This is a genomic window from Rhodovulum sp. MB263 (assembly GCF_002073975.1).
GTDB lineage: Bacteria > Pseudomonadota > Alphaproteobacteria > Rhodobacterales > Rhodobacteraceae > Rhodovulum.
On record NZ_CP020384.1, the window covers coordinates 236,360 to 253,334 of the forward strand.

A 16,975-nucleotide genomic window follows, 5' to 3' on the forward strand; every position below is an offset into this window, starting at 1 on the left:
CCGCGGGATTTCGGCCGCCCCGGATCGGACACATTGGCCCGGTCGGCCGCATTCCGTCCTGCCCCGGCCTCGGTTCCTGAGAACGCCGAACGGCGCCTCGGGACGCGTGGCCGGACACGTGCCCTGTTCGGGCCATGGCGCGTCCGGTCCCGGGTCCGAGGCGGGCGGCGAGACGGGGTTCTGGCTCTGCGGCATGGGCCAGGTGTGGCGGCAAAACCGCGGCCATCCCGGGGTCCAGACCATCCTCGCCCCTCGCTCGTCGCGCAAGCGCGGGAAGATCCGCAGGGATCGGGCCTCTGCCCGGGCCTTGTCGTCATCCGGGTGGCGGGCGTTGCCGTTTTCCGCTTCGTCTCTCGGCCGCGCCCCCCGGTCCGCCGATCCCCTCCGCCGGTCCCTGCGCCGGGGCTGTCGGCGCTGAGCTGGCCCACTGTCCCGGCCACAGACCCGGAGCCCTTGCGCAGATCCGGGAGCGGTGCGGCGGGACGCGCGGCGAAGACGGATCTGCCCGCCATTCCCTTCGACCGCGCCGCCCTGCGGCAGGGGAAGATCCGGACGGCTTTGATCGCCACACTGCATCATGCCACCGTCACGGGACTTTCCGGAAGGCCTGCCACAATTTACAGGGGCGCCCCCGCGCAAGAACCGACGCGGGGGGGCTTTCCGCCCGAATAAGAGAGAGGCTGGCAGGCTCCGGCTGCCGACACCCGAAACCGCGCGCGCGAGCGGTGCCGTCCCGCCTTAGATCGAGGCCATCACGAAATCCGGATGGATGCCCGCCGCGCGACAGCAGGACTGGCAGGACAGGGATTTCAGCGCGCCGTGATCGGTCACTAGGGCGCTGCGATAGCCAAGCGCCCGGCCGCCCAGGATATCGGTATGCAGCGTGTCGCCCACCATCAGCACCCGGTCCGGCGGAATGCCCGCTCCGGCGCGCAGCCGGGCCAGATCGAAGACCGAGGGGAAGGGCTTGCCGCAGAAGACGGGCAGCTGCCCCGTGGCATCGGCCAGCCGGTGAGCCCAATAGCCCGGTTCGAGCGACAGCCCGGTCTCGCGCGGGGCCACCAGATCGGGATTGCCGCAGAAGACCGGGCGCGGCCGGGCGGCAAGGGCTTGTGCCAGAAGGCTCTGGCGCGTCTCGTTCCAGCCCGAGGCACCGATCAGCAGGAAGCCGTCGACTCCGGCATAGGTCTCGGGATCGTCGCCGAGAAAGCTGACCGTCAGATCGCCGAGATCCTCGCGGCCATGCCCGTCATCCAGCATGATGCCCCAGTGCCGCCGGTCGCCCGCAAGGGTGGCCAGCAGCGCCTCGCGGCTCGAGGAGACCTCGGCGGCGGTGAAATCGAAGCCGAGCCGCTGCCAGCGGGCCATCATGTGGCGCTTGGGGTAGCCGGCCGAATTCGAGACCACGGCGACGCGTTTGCCCGCGGCCCTGAGGGCCCCGATCCGGTCCGCGGCGCCGGGGATCGGCGTCTCGCCCACATTCAGCATGCCATAGGCATCGAGCAGGACCAGGTCGACCTCGCCGACCGCCTCGGAGAGCGAGGCGACCGGCTGTGCGGCGCCCGCGTCCCGGGCTTGGGGCAGCCGGGGCCGGATCGCCTGATAGGCGGCGAAGGCCCAGGCCGCATCGCGGCCGTCCGTTTCCGGCGTATCGGTCAGCAGGCGGTTCGCGGCCCGCATCAGAGGATGCGCCGCCGCAGCCAGGCCGAGACGATCTCGCCCAGCAGGACCAGCCCGAGGATGCACAGCAGCACCGTCGCCGCCTCCTGCCATTTGAAGGTGTCGATGGCCGATTGCAGGATGAGGCCGATGCCGCCCGCGCCCACCAGCCCCAGCACGGTCGATTCGCGCAGGTTGATGTCCCAGCGCAGGATCGCCACCGCCCAGAAGGTGGGCATGACCTGGGGCACGATGGCATAGAGGATCACCTTGGCGCGCGAGGCGCCGGTGGCTTCCAGCGCCTCGACCGGGCGCGGGTCGATCTCTTCGATCGCCTCGCCCAGAAGCTTGCCGACGAACCCGACCGACCGCAGCATGATCGCGACGATGCCGGCCACGATGCCGGGGCCGAAGATCGCCACGAAGAGCAGCGCCCAGATGATGGTGTTGATCGAGCGCGACGACACCAGGATGATCCGGCCGAGCCACAGCGTGGCGCGGTTCGGCGTGGTGTTCTGCGCCGCGAGCCAGGCCACCGGCAGCGAGATCAGGACGGCAAAGATGGTGGCGATGGTGGCGATGTTCACCGTCTCCCAGAGCACAAGCAGGATGGTGCCGAGATTGGTGGCATCGGGCGGGACCATGCGGCCGAAGAGATCGGCCATCTGCACCGGCGCATCCCAGACCCATTCCCAGATCACGTCGATCGAGGTGATGGACCAGCCGATCACCAGCGCGGCGAAAAGCAGGCCGAGATAGCGCGCGATCTGCTGGCGCGGCGTGTAGCGGTGCCAGTCCTCGGGGAAGGCCTCGCGCAGCGGCGCGGGCCGGGTCATGTCCTGATCGGTCATATCCGCTTCCTGATCTGTCCGCTGATTGCCTCGCTGAGGAGGATCGCGCCGACGATGACGATGGTGATGGCGAGGGCGAAATCGTAGTCGTAGCGTCCGAAGGCATTGGCCAGGGTCGCGCCGATGCCGCCCGCGCCGACGATGCCGATCATGGCCGAGGCGCGCAGGTTGCTGTCGAGCTGGTAGATCGACAGCCCGATCAGCCGTGGCAGGATCTGCGGGAAGATGGCGTAGAACAGCACCGACAGATAGGGCGCCCCGGTGGCACGCAGCGCCTCGACCTGGCCGAAATCGATCTCCTCGATCCGCTCGGCCAGCATCTTGGCGACGAAGCCGATGGAATAGACGATCAGCGTCAGCACGCCCGCCAGCGGCCCGAAGCCCACCGCCTTGACGAAGAGGATGGCCACGATCACCGGATGAAAGCTGCGCGCGACGATGATCAGCGCCCGACCGAGATAGAAGACCGGCAGCGGCGCGATGTTGCGCGCGGCCATGAAGGCGGCGGGAACCGAGATCAGGACCCCGCCGAAGGAGGCCAGAACCGCGATCTTGAGGCTCTCGAGAAAACCGTCGATCAGCAGCCCGCTGCGCTCGAAATTCGGCGGGATCGACCCGCCGAAGATCCGCGCGGCCCGGCCGAAGCCCTGTGACACGCGCGCCCAGTCGATCGGCAGCGTGGCGATGGTGCCCAGGATATAGGCGGCGACCGCCAGCCACAGCGCCCAGCGCAGCAGCGGGTTGCGGATCATCCGTGGTTTCGACCAGCGGTCGGGCAGGGATGCGGGATCGGCGGGCGCGCTCATGTGGCAAGCCTCGCGTCTGCGGCGGGCGCGGCCTCCGCGGCCCGGTCCTGCGCCCGGTCTTGCGACGGGATACCGGAATAGATCTCGTCCATCGCGTCATCGGTCAGATCGGCCGGCACGCTGTCGAAGATGATCCGGCCATAGCGCATGCCGACAATGCGGTCGGTATAGGCCTTGGCCTCGTTGACATTGTGGATGTTGATCAGCACCGGCAGCTTCAGCTCGCCCGCCAGATCGCGCAAAAGCTGCATGATCTGTTCCGAGGTCTTGGGATCGAGCGAGGCGGTCGGTTCGTCGGCCAGCAGGATCTCGGGGCGCTGCATCAGCGCGCGCACCACGCCCACGCGCTGGCGCTCGCCGCCCGACAGCTCGTCGGCGCGCTTGTCGGCGTAATGGGCGATGCCGACGCGCTCCATCAGTTCATAGGCGTGGCGGATTTCCTCGCGCGGGTAGCGCCGGGTCAGCGCCGCCCAGGTCGAGAGGTAACCCAGCCGGCCCGACTGCACATTCTCCATCACCGTCAGCCGGTCGACGAGGTTGAAGCCCTGGAACACCATGCCGATCTTGCGCCGCGCCTCGCGCAGCCTGCGGCCATGCAGCCCGGTCAGCTCGGTGCCGTTCAGCACGATGCTGCCCGAGCTCGGCACGACCAGCTTGTTGATGCAGCGCAGAAGCGTGCTCTTGCCCGCGCCCGAGGAGCCGATCACCGAGACGACGGTCTCGCCCTCGATGGTCAGGTTGAGGTTCTTCAGCACCGGGTCGCCGGTGCCGTATCGTTTGACGAGATCGGTGATCTTCAGCATGCATGCGCTCCGTCGGGACGGCGGGGGTCGGGAAACGGCGGGCGGGCCGCGCGGGCCCGCCCGGGGGCTGATGCCCTCATTCGGCGGCAAGGCCCTCGGGGGTGTAGCGGACCCCGTTCGCGGCCTGGATCTCGCGGATCACCGCCCAGTCCTCCTGATAGGTCACCGGCACGAATTTCGAGACCCCGGCGAATTCCTCGCCAAGCGCGGTGCCCGAGAAGTCGAAATCGAAGAAGGCCTGCCTGATCTTCTCGACCAGCGCCGGGTCGAGATCATGGGCATAGGTGAAGGAGGTGGTCGGGAAGGGTTTCGATTCCCAGATGATCTTGACCTCTTCGGGGTCGTAGAGCCCGCGTTCGGCCATGCGGTCGACCACTTCGGAGGCGACCGGGGCGGCATCGTAATCCCCGGCGACGACGCCCAGCATCGACTGGTCATGCGAGCCGGAATAGACCACCTCGTAATCCTCGTCCGGAGTCACCCCGAGATTGGGGAACAGCGCGCGGGGCGCCAGATTGCCCGAATTCGACGTGGGCGAGGTATGCGCGACGCGCTTGCCGGCAAGGTCCTCCATGCTGTCGATGCCGCTGTCCTTGCGGGTATAGACCTGCAGCTTGTAGCCGAATTCGCCCTCGTCCGAGCCCATGATCGCGAAGGGCACGGCGCCCGCGAGGTTGACGGCGAAGGGCGTGGGGCCGGTCGAGAAGCCCGCGATATGCAACCGCCCCGAGCGCATGGCCTCGACCTCGGCCGAATTCGACTGCACGGCGAAGAACCTGACGTCCCGGCCGGTCGCCTCCTCGAGATGCTCGATGAAGGGTTCCCAGATATCGGCATAGATTGCCGGGTCCTCGACCGGCGTATAGGCAAAGACCAGCGTGCCCGGATCCTGCAGCCCCTCGGCGGGCGCGTCGGCGACCAGATCGCCGTCCCGGTCGCAATACATCGGGTCGAGATCGCCGCGCGGGCAGTCCTGGGCCTGGGCCGCTCCGGCGAGCATGGCGATGGCGGATGCCGCGGCGAGGCCGCGGAACGTGATGTCGAACATGTTTTCCTCCCTTGTCCTCATCCCTCCGCTCCTCCGGAGAAATGTGGCATCTCCCACATGATCAGCATTAATTTGTGGCAACTGCAATATGTTTGTTGCCAAACTGTGATAACCTCGCGCAAGAGGACAGACCATGACCGACCCGAACCCGCGCCTGCGCAAAGCCGACCGGCACGAGAGAATCCTCATGGAGCTCAAGCTGAGATCGCATCTTCGGATCAGCGATCTGGCCCGGGATTTCCATGTCGCGACCGAGACCATCCGGCGCGACGTGGCCGAGCTTCAGGCGGCCGGACAGGTCACGAAGGCCTTCGGTGGCGTCATCCCGGTCGGGCCGGGGCAGCGCCCGGATGTGGATGCGCGCAGCCGCGACCGTCAGCAGGAGCGCGCCGAGATCGCCCGACAGGCCGCCACGCTGGTGGCGCCCGGCGACACGATCATGCTCGATGCCGGCTCCACCACCCAGGAGCTGGCGCGGCGGCTGTCGCTTGGTGGCGCCCCGGTCACCGTGCTGACCAACAGCCTGAATGTCGCGATGATCCTCGGCCGCAGCGCGGCCGCGACGGTGCGGCTGTGTCCGGGCGATTTCCTGGCCCGCGAGGCGGCGGTGATCGGCCCGGACACGGTCGATTTCCTGCGCCGCTTTCATGTCGGGCGCGCCTTCATCGGCGCCTCGGCGGTCAGTTGCAACGGCGTGACCGAGGCGGTGCCGGGCTTTGCCGCGATCAAGCGCGCGATGATGGCGCAGAGCGACGAGCTGGTGGTGATGGCCGATCAAAGCAAGATCGGCCACACCGATTGCGATCTGGTCACGCCGTTCCGTCCGGGCGTGACGCTGGTCACCGACGCCTCGCTGCCGGCAGAGCTTGGGGGCGTGATCGCCCGAGGCGGTGCGCGGGTGCTCTGACGCGGTCTGTCTTGCTGGGGCCTGTCTTACTGGGTCCAGCCTTGCAGGGGGCTGTCTTGCAGGGGGCGGCGTGCCGGCCGGAAGACGGTCCGGGGCGGGAGGGGCCGTCGAGAAACACCCCGCCTCTGGCCGGATCGGATTGCCGCGCTTTCGCGCCCGGCCGGCCCCGGGGAAGCATGGCCGGGGAAACATGTTCAGGAGCTGAAAGAGATCCCGCCCGACGCCGCGCCGTCGAAGGGAGGGCTCCTGGCAGGGACAGGCGCGCGGCCCGGGCGGTGTCTCGAAAAGGGGCGTGGGGCGGGCGGGCGAAAGTGTCCCCGGAGCTAGGGGCAGGTCAGGCTGCGCCAGGGCGGCGTCAGCTCAGCCGTTCGGGCAGGGGAAAGCCGCGCAGGATCTCGGCGGCGCCCATCGGGCGCTTGCCCTGGCGCTGGGCCTCGAGGATCTCGACGGCGCCCTCGCCGCAGGCAATGGTCAGCCCGTCCAGAACCGTGCCGGGGGCGGCGCTGCCGTTCACTGCGTTGTCCGTCACTGCGCGGGCGCGCAGGAGTTTCAGCCGTTCTCCGGCCACATCGCACCAGGCGCCGGGGAAGGGCGAGAGGCCGTTGATATGGCGTGCGACCTCGGCGGCGGGACGGGTCCAGTCCACCCTGGCCTCGGCCTTGTCGATCTTGGCGGCATAGGTCACGCCCTCGGCGGCTTGCGGCTCGCGGGGCTGCTCGCGCAGCCGCTCGAGCGCATCGACAATCAGCCGAGCGCCCATGTCCGAAAGCCGGTCATGCAGACCGCCCGTGGTGTCTTCGGGGCCGATGGCGGTGCTCTCGCGCAACAGCACCGGCCCGGTATCGAGGCCTTCCTCCATCTCCATGATGCAGACGCCGGTCTCGGGGTCGCCCGCCATGATCGCACGGTGAATGGGCGCGGCACCGCGCCAGCGCGGCAAGAGCGAGGCATGGATGTTGAGACAGCCCCGGCAGGGCGCCTCGAGCACCTCGCGCGGCAGGATCAGCCCGTAGGCCACCACGACGGCGACATCGGGGTCGAGTGCCGCGAAGGCCGTCTGTTCCGGCGCCGCGCGCAGCGATTTCGGGTGGCGGACCATCAGTCCCAGCTCTTCGGCGCGGGCATGGACGGGGGTCGGGCGGTCCTTCTTGCCGCGCCCGGCGGGGCGAGGGGGCTGCGTGTAGACGCAGGCGATCTCGTGACCCGCTGCGACCAGCGCGTCGAGCACCGGCACCGAGAAATCGGGGGTTCCCATGAAGATCACCCGCATCGGCCTGCCCCCAGTTTCCGGGCCTTCTTCAGAAGGCGGTCGCGTTTCAGCTTCGAAAGATTGTCGAAATACATCCGGCCCGCAAGATGGTCGAGCTGGTGCTGGGCCGAGGTCGCCCAGAGACCGGAAAATTCGCGCGTCGCGGGTTCGCCCTGCTCATTCAGGAAGCGCAGCGTGACCCGGGCGGGTCGGGTGATGGTGGCATCGACCCCGGGCAGGCAGGGGCTGGCCTCGTCATGGGCCGAGAGATCGTCCGAGACCGTCACGATCTCGGGATTGGCCAGCCGGATGGCCGCGCCGCGGGTCTCGTTGCAGTCGAGCACGGCAAGGCGCAGCAGCACCCCGATCTGGTTGGCGGCCAGGCCCACGCCATGGCCGGGCATCGCCTCCATGGTGTCGATCATGTCGGCCCAGATCGCGCGGATCTCGTCGGTGACGGTTTCGACCGGCACGGCCGGGGTGGCAAGGTGCGGGTCGGGCCAGGGCAGGATCGGCCGGATCATGCGCCGTAGGCCGCTTCCAGTTCGCTGCGCTGGTCGGCATCGACCCGGTTCAGGGTGACGATGCCGTCGAGATGGTCGATCTCGTGCTGGGCGCAGACCGCCGAGATGCCCGACAACACCTCGCGCCGGCGGGTGCCGTCGAGATCGGTCCAGCGCAGCGTGATCTCGATCGCGCGCTCGACCTCGGCGACGATCCCGGGCAGCGACAGGCAGCCCTCGGGGCCGGTCATGGTTTCGGGTCCGCGTTCCTCTATCACCGGATCGATGAAGATACGCGGGTTGCGCGGCCCGGCGGCGCCGTTCACATCCATCACGAACAGCCGTTTCAGCACGCCCACCTGCGGCGCGGCCAGCCCGCGCCCGGGCGCCCCATACATGGTGTCGAGCATTTCCTGCGCCAGCCGCGCGATCTCGGGCGTCACATGGCCGATGGGCTCGCAACGGGTCGCCAGCCGCGGATCGGGCCAGCGCAGGATCGGCAGCTCGCTCACGACCGGCTCCGTTCGCGTTTCAGCTTGACCATCTTGCGGGTGATGAACTGGCGCTTGAGCGGCTTGAGGTAGTCGATGAAGAGCTTGCCGTCGAGATGGTCGATCTCGTGCTGGACGCAGGTCGCCCAGAGCCCGGTGAACCTGTCCTCCTTCGGATCGCCCGACGGGTCGGTCCAGCGCACGATCACCTCGGCGGGACGGGTGACCTCGGCATAGGTCTCGGGGATCGACAGGCAGCCTTCCTCGTGGATGTTCCTGTCCTCCGAGGCCCAGACGACCTCGGGGTTGAACATCGCATAGGGCTGGGGCCGGGCGCCCTCGTCCTTGGCGCAATCCATCACGATCAGCCGCGAGAGCACGCCGATCTGCGGCGCCGCAAGCCCGATGCCCGGCGCGTCATACATGGTTTCCAGCATGTCCTCGGCAAGCTTCTGCAGCATGTCCGAGATATCGGGCACGGCATCTGCCACCGTTTTCAGGCGCGGGTCGGGATGGATCAGGATCGGTCGAATGCTCATGATCGATGGATTTAGGCGAAGCCGGGGGCCCGCGCAATGCGGCGTGTCTTGCACCCGGCGGCCAAGACGCTAGCTTGGCGCGCGCATCACAGGAGACCCGCCATGAATTTCGACGAGATCATCGACCGCCGCGGCACCCATTCCTCGAAATGGGACATGATGGAGCCGATCTATGGCGTCTCTCCCGAAGAGGGGCTGGCGATGTGGGTGGCGGACATGGATTTCCGCCCGCCGGCCTGCGTTTCGAAGGCGCTGCAGTCGATGGTCGATCATGGCATCTACGGCTATTTCGGCGACGACGCCGCCTACAAGGCGGCGATCGGCTGGTGGATGAAGACCCGCCATGGCTGGGAGGTGGACCCGGCCGCGATCTTCACCACGCACGGGCTTGTGAACGCAACCGCGCTCTGCATCGAGGCCTTCACCGCGCCGGGCGACGGGGTGGTTCTGTTCACGCCGGTCTATCACGCCTTCGCCCGGGTGATCCGTGCCGCGGGCCGCGAGGTGGCGGAATGCCCGCTGGTCACGCGCGATGGCCGCTACGAGATGGATTTCGCGGCCTATGACGCACAGATGACCGGCCGCGAGAAGGTCGTGATCCTTTGCTCGCCGCATAATCCCGGCGGCCGGGTCTGGACCCGCGACGAGCTTCAGGCCGTCGCCGATTTCGCCAGGCGCCACGATCTGGTGCTGATCTCGGACGAGATCCATCACGACCTGGTCTATCCGGGCCACCGCCATATCGTCATGGATCTGGTCGATGACAATATCCGCGACCGGCTGGTGATCCTTTCGGCCACCACGAAGAGCTTCAACATCGCGGGTATCCATAACGGCAATGTCATCATCCCCGATCCGGGGCTCCGGGCGCGTTTCGCGGGGCGTTTCGCGGCCATGGGCATGTCGCCCAATTCCTTCGGTATGATCATGGCGACCGCCGCCTATTCGTCCGACGGCGCCGAATGGATCGATGCGCTGATGCGCTATCTCGACGGCAACCGGAAGCTCCTGGACGAGGGCATCGCCGCGATCCCCGGGGTGCGCTCGATGCCGCTCGAGGCAACCTACCTGTCTTGGGTCGATTTCTCGGGCACCGGCATGGCCGCCGACGAGTTCACCCGCCGGGTCGAGAAGCAGGCGAAGATCGCGGTCAACCACGGCGCCAGCTTCGGCACCGGCGGCGAGAGCTTCCTGCGCTTCAACATCGCCACCCCGCGGGCGCGGATCGTCGAGGCGGTCGAGCGGCTGCAGGCGGCCTTCGCCGATCTGCAATAGCGGTGCGTTGACGCAGGGGGGATGCGCGGTCAGAGGCGATGCGCCCGCCGCTCATCCCGCTATCTCTTCCATCAAACACATGGAGGAGTTCATGGGACAACTGATCGATGGCCGCTGGGACAGCGGCTGGTACGACACCGAAAGCCATGGCGGCCGCTTCGTCCGCTCGACCTCCGGGTTCCGCAACTGGATCACGGCAGACGGCGCGCCCGGCCCCGAGGGCGAGGGCGGGTTCAGGGCCGAAAGCGGGCGCTATCACCTTTACGTCTCCTATGCTTGCCCCTGGGCGCACCGGGCGCTGATCTTCCGCGCCATCAAGGGGCTCGCGCCGCATATCGGCCTCTCGGTGGTGCATCCCGACATGCTCGAGGATGGCTGGAGCTTTGCCACCGACTTCCCCGGCACGACCGGCGACGGCCTTTACGGCCTGCCTTTCCTGCGCGACATCTACACCAAGGCAAAACCCGACGTGTCGGGCCGGGTCACGGTGCCGGTCCTGTGGGACAGGCAGCGCGAGACCATCGTCTCGAACGAATCCTCCGAGATCATCCGGATGTTCAATTCGGCCTTCGACGGCATCACCGGCAATCGCGACGATTACTGGCCCGAAGAGCTGCGCGAGGGCATCGACGAGGTCAATGCGCGGGTCTATGACACCGTCAACAACGGCGTCTACAAGGCCGGGTTCGCCACCTCGCAGAAAGCCTATGACGAGGCGGTCCGGGCGCTGTTCGACAGTTTCGACTGGCTGGAAGAGCGGCTTGCGACGCGGCGCTACCTGATGGGCGAGCGCCTCACCGAGGCCGACTGGCGCCTCTTCACCACGCTCTTGCGCTTCGATCCGGTCTATCACCTGCATTTCAAGTGCAACCGCAACCGGCTGATCGACATGCCCAATCTCTGGGGCTATGCGCGCGAGCTCTATCAATGGCCGGGCGTGGCCGAGACCGTGCATTTCGACCATATCGTGCGGCACTACCATTACAGCCACGACACCATCAATCCGAACCGGATCATCCCGATCAACCCGCGGATCGACTGGACCGGGCCGCATGGGCGCGACCGGCTGAAAGCCGCCTGAGCCAGCTTGCCTGCCGGTTGGGGCTTGGTAAGGTGGCGGCCGTAAATCGTTTTTGTCTGAAATGGTCCCGGAGCCCTTCATGCGCCCTTCGCCGTCCCTCCCTGCCCTCTGTCTGCTGTCGCTGGCCCTCGTCTCCGGGGTGCCCGGCGGGGCCTGGGCGGCCTGCGGCGGGAATTTCGGCGGTTTCGTCGCCGGGCTGCGCGACGAGGCGGTGCGCCGGGGCCATGACGCGGGCGCGGCGCGAAGCTTTTTCGCGGGCGTCCGGCAGGACCCGGCGGTGATCCGGGCCGACCGGGCGCAAGGCGTGTTCCAGCGGGATTTCATCGATTTCGCGCGGCGCCTGATCAGCCGTTCGCGGCTCGATAACGGGCAGCGCAATGCCGACCGTTACGCCGCCGTTTTCGACGAGGTCGAGCGCAGATATGGCGTCTCGCGTGGTGTGCTGCTGGCCTTCTGGGCGTTGGAGACCGATTTCGGGGCGGTTCAGGGCGACTTCAACACGCTGAACGCGCTGGTGACGCTGGCCCATGATTGCCGCAGGCCCGAGCTGTTCCGGCCGCAGGTCTTCTCGGCCCTGAGCCTTTACGAACGCGGCGATTTCGACCCGGCCACCACCACCGGCGCCTGGGCGGGCGAGATCGGCCAGGTCCAGATGCTGCCCGCCGACATCCTGGAAAACGGCGTCGACGGCGACGGCGACGGGCATGTCCGGCTGAAGAGCTCGGCGCCCGATGCGCTGATGTCGGCCGGGAAGATGCTGAAGGGGCTTGGCTGGCGCGCGAACGAGCCCTGGTTGCAGGAAATCGTCATTCCCGGAAATCTCGACTGGGCCGAGACCGGGCTCGATCATGGCAAGCGCGTCTCGGACTGGGCGCGGCTGGGGGTGCGGGCGCGCAGCGGCAATCTGGGCCCGGCCAGCCTGCGCGCTTCGGTGTTGCTGCCGATGGGCCGGAACGGCCCGGCCTTCCTAGCCTATCCGAATTTCCGGGTTCTGTTCGAGTGGAACCAGAGCCTCGTCTACGTCACCACCGCCGCCTATCTGGCGACCCGCTTCGAGGGCGCCCCGATCTTCGATCCGCGTGCGCCCGAGCCGGGGCTTGCGGGGGCCGAGATGAAGGCCTTGCAGCAAAAGCTGGTGCGGCGCGGCCATGATGTCGGGGGCGTCGATGGCATTCTCGGCGAGAAAACCCGCGAAGCCGTTCAGAAAGAACAGATCCGGCTTGGCTTTCCCGCAGATTCCTGGCCGACCCGGGCGCTTCTCGACCGGCTCTGACCGCGCGCCCCGGAGCCTCCGGGGCCGCCGGGGCGTTACCAGTCGATATAGTCTTCGAAAGCGTCGATCGATTGCTGCCAGATGTCGATCGTGGTCATGAAGAGCTTCTTGTCGATGCCGGGCTTGGCCAGGATCACGTCCATTTCCAGCCCCGGATCGCCCTCGTCGTCAAGCGTGGCCTTGGTGAACAGCCATTCGCGGTTCCACTGGTTCATCTTCAGCGCGGTCACCGGATCCTTCATGTCGTAGGCGACATAGAACTGCACCGAACTGCAGTCGACATTGTCGGTGCAGCCATAGAACAGAACGATGAATTCGGTATTCGAGTCGCCGGTCAGGTGGCTGACGATCTTGGGGTCGCCGAGATCGTCGGTCTCCATCGTCGCCGCAAGCCCCTTGGACTGAAGCGCCTTCAGCACGCTGTCGGGATCCGACGCGATCACATCGGCCGAGGCTGCCTGGGCGGCGAGGGGAAGGGCCCAGAGGGCATGGACGAGGCGCTTCATCGGTTCTCTCCTTGTTCGTTCGCACGCGCCGGGGAGTGAGGGGGCAGGCCGGGAGTGTCAAGCCGGGGGCTTGCGGCCGGCGATCTCCTGCCGAGACAGGCGGCGGATCAGGGAACGCGGATCGGGCTGGGCGGATCGGGCGGCACCGATCAGGCGACCAGGGCCTCTGCCTTCTTCAGGTCGACCGACACCAGCTGGCTCACCCCCTGCTCGGCCATGGTGACGCCGAACAGCCGGTCCATCCGGCTCATGGTCAGCGCATGGTGGGTGATGATGAGAAAGCGGGTATCGGTGCGCCGGGTCATCTCGTCCAGCATGTCGCACATCCGGGTGACATTGGCGTCGTCGAGCGGCGCGTCGACCTCGTCGAGCACGCAGATCGGCGCCGGATTGGCCAGGAACACACCGAAGATCAGCGCCAGCGCGGTCAGGGTCTGTTCGCCCCCCGACAGCAGCGACAGCGTCGAGAGCTTCTTGCCCGGCGGCTGGCACATGATCTCGAGCCCCGCCTCCAGCGGATCGTCGGATTCGACCAGCACCAGCCGGGCCTCGCCGCCGCGGAAGAGATTGGTGAAAAGCAGCGCGAAATTCGCGTTCACCTGCTCGAAGGCGGTCAACAGCCGGTCGCGGCCCTCGCGGTTGAGGCCGGCAATGCCGGCGCGCAGCGTGCGAATCGCCTCGTCGAGATCGCTCTTCTCGACCACCAGCGTGTCATGTTCCTCCTGCACCGCGCGGGCATCCTCCTCGGCGCGCAGGTTGACCGCGCCCAGCGCCTCGCGCTGACGCTTGAGCCGTGTCACCTCATGCTCGATCGCCTCGGCCGGGGGCATCCGGTCGGGATCGTCGCCGAGCTTTTCCAGCAGGTCGGCGGGCGTCGTTTCCAGCTCTTCGGCGATGCGGGCGGCGGCCTGGGCCACGGTGTCGCGCGCGGCCTCGGCCCGGGCCTGGGCGGCGGCGCGGGCCTCGCGGAGCTCGCCCGCCCGGCGCTCGGCCTCGCGGGCGGCATGATCGGCCTCGCGGGCCCGGCTCTCGGCCGCGGCCAGCGTCTCGGCGGCGGTGGCGCGCCGGGTCTCGGCGGTCTCGATCCGGGCGGCCAGCGCTTCGCGTTGCTCGGCGATCTCCTCGGGCAGGGCGGCGGCGCGGTCGAGTTCTTCCTCCGAGGCGGCCTTGCGGTCCTCGAGCTCGGCCACCCGGGTTCCGGCGGTGTCGAGCCGCTGGCGCCAGGTCTGGGCGTCGCGGGCGATCTGGGTCAGCCGCTTGGTCCGTGCCTCGCCGTCGCGCTTCAGTTCTTCATGGGCGGCGCGGCGCGCGATCATGGTCATCCGCGCGGCCTCGACGGTGGTGCGCACGTCGTCGAGCCGGGCCCGCGCCGCGTCGAGATCGCCCAGCGATGCCAACTGGCCATCGGCTTCGCTCAGCCGCAGCCGGGCGCCGGTCGCCTCGTCCTCGTGGCGGGCGACGGCCATCCGCGCGGTTTCAAGCCGGCTTTCGGCCATCTCGCGGTCGGCTTCGGCGCGCGACAGGGCGCGACCCAGCTCGGCCAGGGCGCGGTCGGCCTCGCGCCGGGCCTCGCGGGCGGCGCGGTCGGCCTCGGTCGCGGCCTGCAGCTCGCGCGACAGCGCCTCATGGGCCTCGGAGGCGGTCTCGGCCCGGACCTCGGCCTCATCGAGATCGCGGCGCAGCTCGGCCAGCCGGTTGAGCTGTTGCAGCCGGAGCGCGGCGGCGCTGGGCGCGTCGGCGGCGGAGGCACGCAAGCCGTCCCAGCGCCAGAGATCGCCATCAGGGCTGACCAGCCGCTGGCCGGGCCCGAGTGCCGGCTGCAGCCGGGCGCCGGTCCCGGCATCGGGTACCAGCCCGATCTGACCGATCCGCCGGATCAGAGCCTCGGGCACCGCGACATGGTCCGAAAGCGGCGCGGCGCCTTCGGGCAGGGGCGGCTCGGCCGGGTAGGGCGGCAGCGCGAGCCAGCCCGAGGCGGTCCCGTCCCGGACCACCGGCGCGCGCAGATCGTCGGCCAGCGCGGCCCCCAGCGCCTTTTCATAGCCCTTGTCGACGCCCAGAAGATCGAGGATCTGGCCGCTCTCGGTGGTGTCGCGTTCGACGAGCCGGGCCAGCGCCGCGACCTCGGCGCGCAATGCCCCGGCCTCGCCCTCGGCCGAGGATTTCTGCGCCCGCGCCTCGGCCTCGCGGGACTGGATCTCGGCCCGGGCCTCATCGGCCGCGATCAGCCGCGCCTCGGCCTCCTCGGCGCTGTCCTGGGCCGCGTCCTGCCGGGCCTCGGCCTCCTCCATCGCGGACCGGGCAGCAGACAGGTTCGCCTCGGCCGCCGAGACGGTGGCGCGCGCCTTGGCGGCCTCGTCCTCGTTGCGCTGCAACGTGCGGGCGGCATCCTCGCGCAGGCGCTGGGCGGACTGGTGGCGGGCGACCAGCCGGGCCAGATCCTCGGTCATCTGGCTTTGCGCCTCTTCGCGGTCGCGCAGCACGTCGGCCGCGGCATGGGCGGCCTCGGCCGCCTCGTCGAGCGCGGCATCATGGCCCTCATGCTCGGCTGAAAGTTCGGAGGCCTCCGCCTCGAGACGCTCCAGCGTGTCGCCCGCGTCGCGGTTCAGCGCCGCCTCGCGCTCGATATCGCGGCTCATCTGCTCGATGCGGCCGGTCAGGGCGCGGATCGACTGGCGCGCGCGTTCTTCCTCCTGCACCAGCGCGTCGCGCTGCACGCTCAGCCGCTGCAGCACGGCGGCGGCGATGGCCTCTTCCTCGCGAAGCGCGGGCAGGGCGGTCTCGGTCTCGGTCCGCAGCCGGTCGGCCTCGCGCGCGGCGGTCTCGGCCCGGCCGGCCTCGCGGGCATGTCCGGTCAGCGCGGCCTCGGCCTCGGCCCGGCCGGTATCGGCCTCCTGCCAGCGGCGGAACAGCAGCATGCCCTCGGCGCGGCGCAGATCGCCGGCGATGGCGCGGTAGCGCGCGGCCTGTTTCGCCTGCCGCGCCAGTTGCGCCAGTTGCTGGGCCAGCTGTTCCAGCACGTCATCGACCCGGGCGAGGTTCTGTTCGGCCGCGTTCAGCCGCAACTCGGCCTCGTGGCGGCGCTGATAGAGCCCGGCGATCCCGGCCGCATCCTCGAGGATACGTCGCCGGGCCCGCGGCTTGGCGTTGATCAGTTCCGAGATCTGACCCTGCCTGACCAGCGCGGGCGAGGTCGCGCCGGTCGAGGCATCGGCGAACAGCATCTGCACATCGCGGGCGCGCACGTCCTTGCCGTTCAGCTTGTAGGCCGAGCCCGCATCGCGGGTGATGCGGCGGATCACCTCGATCAGGTCGCTGTCGTTGAAGCCCGCGGGCGCCAGCCGGTCGGCATTGTCGATCTGCAGGCTGACCTCGGCGAAGTTGCGTGCCGAGCGGGTCGAGGTGCCGGCGAAGATCACGTCTTCCATGCCGCCGCCCCGCATCGCGGTCGGACGGCTCTCGCCCATCACCCAGCGCAGCGCCTCGAGCAGGTTCGACTTGCCGCACCCGTTCGGCCCGACGACGCCGGTCAGGCCGCCGGCGATCACCAGATCGGTCGGGTCGACGAAGCTCTTGAAGCCGTTCAGCCTGAGCCGGGTGAAATGCAAACGGGTCTCCTGATTCCGCGTGGTTCCGCGATCCTTCGGCCAAGGGCCGAGCCTGTCAAGCCGGGTGCCCCTGATATCGAGGCAGGCCAAGGGTTGTCCACAAGATATTGCGTGATCGCCACGCGCCTTGACGCGCCGGGCGCGGGCTTCGCACAGAGGGCAGGGTCGACAGCGGAATGCGGGCATGTGGCTGAGCATCGCAATCCGAAACCGGCCTCGGCCGAGGCGCGCGCGGATCGCGGGCAGCGCGGCGACGCTTCCGGAGGTCCGTCCGCCCGAAGAATGCTGTCCCATGACGGCCGGGGATCTGGCCGGCCCCGGGGGATGTCGTGCTTCGTGGCGCGGCCGGGCTGTCGGATGCACGGCGCTGCTGAAG

The 16,975-nt window shown here is 68.8% G+C and carries 15 protein-coding genes; 4 read left to right on the forward strand and 11 right to left on the reverse strand.

Annotation, left to right across the window (positions count from 1 at the left end; all coding sequences use genetic code 11):
- Positions 1-738 precede the first annotated feature (738 nt).
- The 5 genes from B5V46_RS01215 to phnD all read right to left on the reverse strand — a co-directional run bounded on the left by B5V46_RS01215 (position 739) and on the right by phnD (position 5,167).
- Entirely contained in the window at positions 739-1,680 is a 942-nt protein-coding gene (locus tag B5V46_RS01215) for an HAD-IIA family hydrolase (protein WP_080614898.1), read from the reverse strand.
- Positions 1,680-2,510 (reverse strand): phosphonate ABC transporter, permease protein PhnE, encoded by an 831-nt coding sequence (gene phnE / locus B5V46_RS01220; protein ID WP_196774305.1) that lies wholly within the window; start codon positions 2,508-2,510, stop codon positions 1,680-1,682. Before phnE (B5V46_RS01220) ends, B5V46_RS01215 begins: the two co-directional genes overlap by 1 nt.
- Positions 2,507-3,316 (reverse strand): phosphonate ABC transporter, permease protein PhnE, encoded by an 810-nt coding sequence (gene phnE, locus B5V46_RS01225; protein WP_080614899.1) that lies wholly within the window; start codon positions 3,314-3,316, stop codon positions 2,507-2,509. The genes phnE (B5V46_RS01220) and phnE (B5V46_RS01225) overlap by 4 nt, the downstream gene beginning before the upstream one ends.
- On the reverse strand, positions 3,313-4,119 hold the full coding sequence (phnC, locus tag B5V46_RS01230; RefSeq protein WP_080614900.1) for a phosphonate ABC transporter ATP-binding protein: 807 nt from the start codon (positions 4,117-4,119) through the stop codon (positions 3,313-3,315). Before phnC ends, phnE (B5V46_RS01225) begins: the two co-directional genes overlap by 4 nt.
- A gap of 76 nt (positions 4,120-4,195) precedes the next feature.
- Entirely contained in the window at positions 4,196-5,167 is a 972-nt protein-coding gene (gene phnD, locus B5V46_RS01235; RefSeq protein WP_080614901.1) for a phosphate/phosphite/phosphonate ABC transporter substrate-binding protein, read from the reverse strand.
- Between the two features lie 133 nt (positions 5,168-5,300).
- On the opposite strand from phnD, the gene B5V46_RS01240 reads away from it, so the two are divergent.
- Positions 5,301-6,074 (forward strand): DeoR/GlpR family DNA-binding transcription regulator, encoded by a 774-nt coding sequence (locus B5V46_RS01240; RefSeq protein WP_080614902.1) that lies wholly within the window; start codon positions 5,301-5,303, stop codon positions 6,072-6,074.
- 355 nt (positions 6,075-6,429) lie between these two features.
- On the opposite strand, the gene fmt is transcribed toward B5V46_RS01240, so the two are convergent.
- The 4 genes from fmt to def (B5V46_RS01260) are packed head-to-tail and all read right to left on the reverse strand — an operon-like array spanning position 6,430 to position 8,856.
- Complete coding sequence (gene fmt, locus B5V46_RS01245; RefSeq protein WP_080614903.1) at positions 6,430-7,344, reverse strand: methionyl-tRNA formyltransferase; 915 nt, start codon at positions 7,342-7,344, stop codon at positions 6,430-6,432.
- Positions 7,335-7,847, reverse strand: coding sequence for a peptide deformylase (def, locus tag B5V46_RS01250; protein WP_080614904.1), 513 nt, complete (start codon positions 7,845-7,847; stop codon positions 7,335-7,337). The genes fmt and def (B5V46_RS01250) overlap by 10 nt, the downstream gene beginning before the upstream one ends.
- Positions 7,844-8,338 (reverse strand): peptide deformylase, encoded by a 495-nt coding sequence (gene def / locus B5V46_RS01255; protein WP_080614905.1) that lies wholly within the window; start codon positions 8,336-8,338, stop codon positions 7,844-7,846. The genes def (B5V46_RS01250) and def (B5V46_RS01255) overlap by 4 nt, the downstream gene beginning before the upstream one ends.
- Positions 8,335-8,856: a peptide deformylase gene (def, locus tag B5V46_RS01260; RefSeq protein WP_080614906.1), complete on the reverse strand. Its 522-nt coding sequence runs from the start codon at positions 8,854-8,856 to the stop codon at positions 8,335-8,337. Before def (B5V46_RS01260) ends, def (B5V46_RS01255) begins: the two co-directional genes overlap by 4 nt.
- A gap of 102 nt (positions 8,857-8,958) precedes the next feature.
- Here def (B5V46_RS01260) and B5V46_RS01265 point away from each other — a divergent pair, with 102 nt between their 5' ends.
- The 3 genes from B5V46_RS01265 to B5V46_RS01275 all read left to right on the forward strand — a co-directional run bounded on the left by B5V46_RS01265 (position 8,959) and on the right by B5V46_RS01275 (position 12,485).
- On the forward strand, positions 8,959-10,131 hold the full coding sequence (locus B5V46_RS01265; protein WP_080614907.1) for a MalY/PatB family protein: 1,173 nt from the start codon (positions 8,959-8,961) through the stop codon (positions 10,129-10,131).
- A gap of 91 nt (positions 10,132-10,222) precedes the next feature.
- A complete protein-coding gene (locus B5V46_RS01270; RefSeq protein WP_080614908.1) occupies positions 10,223-11,212 on the forward strand; it encodes a glutathione S-transferase family protein in 990 nt (329 codons plus the stop codon).
- A gap of 79 nt (positions 11,213-11,291) precedes the next feature.
- Entirely contained in the window at positions 11,292-12,485 is a 1,194-nt protein-coding gene (locus B5V46_RS01275; protein ID WP_080614909.1) for a lytic murein transglycosylase, read from the forward strand.
- Between the two features lie 35 nt (positions 12,486-12,520).
- Here B5V46_RS01275 and B5V46_RS01280 read toward each other — a convergent pair whose 3' ends face one another.
- Positions 12,521-12,991: a YbjN domain-containing protein gene (locus B5V46_RS01280; RefSeq protein WP_080614910.1), complete on the reverse strand. Its 471-nt coding sequence runs from the start codon at positions 12,989-12,991 to the stop codon at positions 12,521-12,523.
- A gap of 149 nt (positions 12,992-13,140) precedes the next feature.
- The gene (smc, locus tag B5V46_RS01285) at positions 13,141-16,599 is read right to left on the reverse strand and encodes a chromosome segregation protein SMC (protein WP_080614911.1); all 3,459 of its coding nucleotides are present in this window, start codon (positions 16,597-16,599) and stop codon (positions 13,141-13,143) included.
- Between the last annotated feature and the right edge of the window lie 376 nt (positions 16,600-16,975).